This is a genomic window from Myxococcota bacterium (genome assembly GCA_035498015.1).
GTDB lineage: Bacteria > Myxococcota_A > UBA9160 > SZUA-336 > SZUA-336 > VGRW01.
The window spans coordinates 1-3393 of record DATKAO010000088.1 but is presented as its reverse complement, the minus strand read 5'-3'; the positions used below and the strand labels follow the sequence as shown (position 1 = coordinate 3393).

The 3393-nt window shown below is 70.5% G+C and carries 6 protein-coding genes; 3 read left to right on the top strand and 3 right to left on the bottom strand.

What is annotated here, in order from left to right; translation table 11 throughout:
* Positions 1-587 (bottom strand): TetR/AcrR family transcriptional regulator (locus VMR86_06980; protein ID HTO06786.1); only part of this gene is annotated, 587 nt, incomplete at its 3' end.
* A gap of 83 nt (positions 588-670) precedes the next feature.
* Between VMR86_06980 and VMR86_06975 the strand changes: the two genes are divergently transcribed.
* Genes VMR86_06975 through VMR86_06965 form a run of 3 tightly spaced genes read left to right on the top strand, consistent with a single transcriptional unit; the run spans position 671 to position 2365 of the window.
* Positions 671-1039, top strand: a complete 369-nt coding sequence (locus VMR86_06975; GenBank protein ID HTO06785.1) for a VOC family protein — start codon at positions 671-673, stop codon at positions 1037-1039.
* Between the two features lie 18 nt (positions 1040-1057).
* Positions 1058-1903, top strand: a complete 846-nt coding sequence (locus VMR86_06970; GenBank protein ID HTO06784.1) for an enoyl-CoA hydratase-related protein — start codon at positions 1058-1060, stop codon at positions 1901-1903.
* A 24-nt stretch (positions 1904-1927) separates the two neighbouring features.
* Entirely contained in the window at positions 1928-2365 is a 438-nt protein-coding gene (locus tag VMR86_06965; GenBank protein HTO06783.1) for a nitroreductase/quinone reductase family protein, read from the top strand.
* Between the two features lie 19 nt (positions 2366-2384).
* Here the strand turns inward: VMR86_06965 and VMR86_06960 are convergent, their stop codons facing one another.
* The gene (locus VMR86_06960; protein HTO06782.1) at positions 2385-2771 is read right to left on the bottom strand and encodes a DoxX family membrane protein; all 387 of its coding nucleotides are present in this window, start codon (positions 2769-2771) and stop codon (positions 2385-2387) included.
* A gap of 75 nt (positions 2772-2846) precedes the next feature.
* Positions 2847-3393: Hsp70 family protein (locus VMR86_06955; GenBank protein HTO06781.1), on the bottom strand; the 547-nt coding region annotated here is incomplete at its 5' end.

Here is a 3393-nt window from a genome sequence, read left to right as displayed (position 1 = left end):
CGCAGGGCCTCCCAGGCCGCCGGTGGAAGTGTCTTCTGCGCGTGGGTCAGTGCCGACTTGCTCCGGCCGCTCGCGAGCCACAGACGGGTGAACACCTCGGCTGGCCCCATCCAGAGCGCGTAGTAGAGGTCCGGCGGCAGCGCGCGGATCGTCCCGCCCTGCGCGAAGCGGCCCAGCCAGCCCGCCACCGACCCGAAGAAGCCCTGGTTGAGCTCCTGCACGCGGGCCTCCGAGGCCGCCACGACCTCGGGCTCGCGGCAGTGAGTCAGGTAGCTCGCGAGCTCCGGATTGCGGCCCACCCAGCGCAGGTGCTGGCGGACGACCGCCTCGATGCCGGCGCGCGCGTCGTCGTGAGCGAGCAGCTCGCGCGCGAAGGCAGCCTGGTAGGCGCCCAGTGTCTCGAGGTAGAGCGTCGCCGCCACCTCGACCTTGCTCGCGAAGTGGTGGTAGAAGCTGCCGACGCTGGCGCCGGAGGCCTCGCGGATCTGGTCCACGGTGGTGCCCCCCACCCCGCGCAGCAGGAACGACTCCATGCCCGCATCCAGGATGCGCTGTCGGCGCTCGCCTTCGCCCGTCTCTCGCCTCACCTCGGCGGACGATAGCGCGGCTTGACTAGAGGGATCCACTAGAGGAACATTCTAGAGCAATATTCTTTCATCGGAGGTCCCCCATGCTGCCCATCGCCGGTGTCTACGAAGTCGCCATCCCCGTCGCCGACCTCGCGCGTGCCGAGGCCTTCTACCGCGACGTGCTGGGTCTCGAGGTCGGCCTGCGCGACGAGCCGCGCCGCTGGCTGTTCCTGCGTGCCGGCGGCCCGAACGGGATCCTCCTGCTCCAGGAGCAGGCCGGTCAGGCGCCGCACCACTACGCGTTCACGGTCCGTGATGCGGACCTGGACGCCGCGGTCGCCACGCTGCGCGGCAAGGGCATCGCGGTCAGCGATCCGGTCACGCACGCCTGGATGCCGGCGCGCTCGGCGTACTTCGCCGACCCCGACGGCCACGCGCTGGAGCTGTGCGCGCCGCTCCCGCCGCGCTGATCCGCGTATGCTCTGGGCATGGAAAGCCCGAAATACCTGCTGCTCGACGATCCCCTGCCCCAGGTCCGCCGGGTCACACTGAACCGGCCCGAGAAGCGCAACGCGCTGTCCAACGCGCTGCGCGCCGAGCTCTACGCGGCGCTCGATGCCGCCGATGCCGATGACTCCGTGCGAGTCATCCTGATCCGCGGCGCGGGCAAGTGCTTCTCGGCCGGCTACGACCTGGGCTCGAACAACCTGGCGGCGCAGCCGTGGCACACCGCGGGCGGCGACGGCAACTGGCCGCGGCACGTGGTCGAGGGTCACTTCCGGGTCTGGGACCTGCGCAAGCCCGTGATCGCGCAGGTGCACGGCTACTGCCTCGCGGGTGGCAGCGAGCTCGCGACCTCGTGCGATCTCGTGTATGTGGCCGACGACGCGCAGGTCGGCTACCCGCCGGTGCGACTCATGAGCCCGCCCGACATGCAGTACCACCCTTGGCTCGTGGGCATGCGCAACGCGATGGAGCTCATGCTGACCGGCGATGCGATCTCGGGCGCCGAGGCCGCGCGCATGGGCTTCGCGAACCGCGCCTACCCCGCCGCCGAGCTCGAGGCGCGCGTGCTCGAGATCGCCGAGCGCGTGGCGAAGATCCCGCCCGACTTACAGCAGCTCAACAAGCGCAGCGTGCACCGCGCCATGGAGATCATGGGCATGCGCGCCGCCCTGCGCGCGGGTACCGAGATCCAGGCGCTCGGCTTCCACACGCGCGCCGCGCGCGAGTACATGCAGCAGTTCGCGAAGGGAGTCACCCACGCGCTGAACGTGCGCGACTCGCAGTTCGGCGACTACCGCACCAAGGAGAACGAGCCCAAGCCGAGCTAGACTCGGGGCGAGGAGGACCGATCCATGCGCCTGCTCGCCCGGATCCTGTTTCTCGTCTTGCTGCTCGGAGTGAGCTTCGTCGGCCTGATCTTCGCTGCGTCGGAATTCGGCGGCGAGGGGGTGGTGCTGCACACGCACGACGGAAGTGCGGACCGGACCACGCATCTGTGGGTGGTCGACGACGGCGGCTTCGCGTGGCTGCGCGCGGGCGTGCCCGGCACGGGCTGGCTCAAGCGGATCGAGGCGAACCCCGACGTGACGGTGGAGCGCGGCGGCCAGACCTTCCACTTCCGCGCCGTGCCGATCCACGAGCCCGCGATCCGCGACCGCATCCACGAGCTCATGCGCCAGAAGTACGCCTGGGCGGACAAGTTCGTGAGCATGCTGCGCGATCCGAAAGGCTCGGTGCCGGTGCGGCTCGAGCCCGTCGCGCCGCCGGCCACGCCCGCTCCAGCCAGCTAGGGAGTGACTCCTTCGGTCACTACGCCCGCTCGCCGGCGCGGAGCACCGAACGGAAGGCGCTGCGGTACTGCGACGCGAGAAACACTTCGAGCGCCAGGACCACCAGTGCGACGGGCAGCCCTGCCGGCGCGAGGAAGGTGTGGAAGGCCACGATGTTCACGACCACCGGCGCGAGCAGGACGAGCGCCAGCGGCACGTAGCGCCCCGTCAGGAGCGCGAGCCCGGAGACGATCTCCGTCGCCGCCAGGAGCGGCAGGAAGTAACCGCTGGCGATCAGCGCACCCATGAACTCGGCCGCCGGACCCGTGATCGGCGGCTGCGGAATGAAGTGCAGAAGCTTGTTCAGACCGAACACGAAGAAGACGGCGCCGAGCAGGATGCGCGCCGCGGTGGTCGTCTTGGACATGATGATCCTCCTTGGTTCCCAGGATGCGCCTGGTTCGGGAGCGGATACGGGCATCGCGCGGAGCTCACGGCGGCCCTAGCGACTCAGCTCGCGTGCGCGCAGCGCGAGGCCGCTGGCGACCGACGTGAGCTCGTCGCCCGAGCGGATGCGCTCCTCGCCGAAGCGCTGCGCGAACAGCGCGCGCACGGCGGGCACGAGTGACGAGCCGCCGGTGAGGAACACGCGGTCGACGTCGGACGCTGCCAGCGAGGTCTGCGCCAGGAGCCCGTCGACACAGGCCGCGATCGAGTCGAGCTCGGGCGCGATCCAAGCTTCGAACTCGGGCCGGGTCACGGGCGCGGCGATCTTCACCGGTCCGTGCTCGAAAGTGAACGCCGCCTCGGCGCCGCGAGTCAGCGCGACCTTCGCGGCTTCGACCGAGCGGTGGAGCGGGAAGCCGAGGTCCTGCTGCACGATGTGCAGGAGCGCGGCGAGCCGCTCAGGCTCGAGCGCCTCGCGCTGCAGGTCGAAGAGCAGCGCGAGCGTGCGCGGCGTGCGCAGGAACGACAGGTGGTGCCAGCGCTCGAGGTGACCGTAGAGCCAGCGCGGCACCGGCAGCACGCGGTCGAAGATCGAGCGGTAC

Excerpts from the sequence above, each read along its gene's own strand:
- VMR86_06960 (HTO06782.1), bottom strand. The coding sequence starts at position 2,771 with ATGTCCAAGACGACCACCGCGGCGCGCATCCTGCTCGGCGCCGTCTTC.
- VMR86_06965 (HTO06783.1), top strand. The coding sequence starts at position 1,928 with ATGCGCCTGCTCGCCCGGATCCTGTTTCTCGTCTTGCTGCTCGGAGTG.
- VMR86_06970 (HTO06784.1), top strand. The coding sequence starts at position 1,058 with ATGGAAAGCCCGAAATACCTGCTGCTCGACGATCCCCTGCCCCAGGTC.
- VMR86_06975 (HTO06785.1), top strand. The coding sequence starts at position 671 with ATGCTGCCCATCGCCGGTGTCTACGAAGTCGCCATCCCCGTCGCCGAC.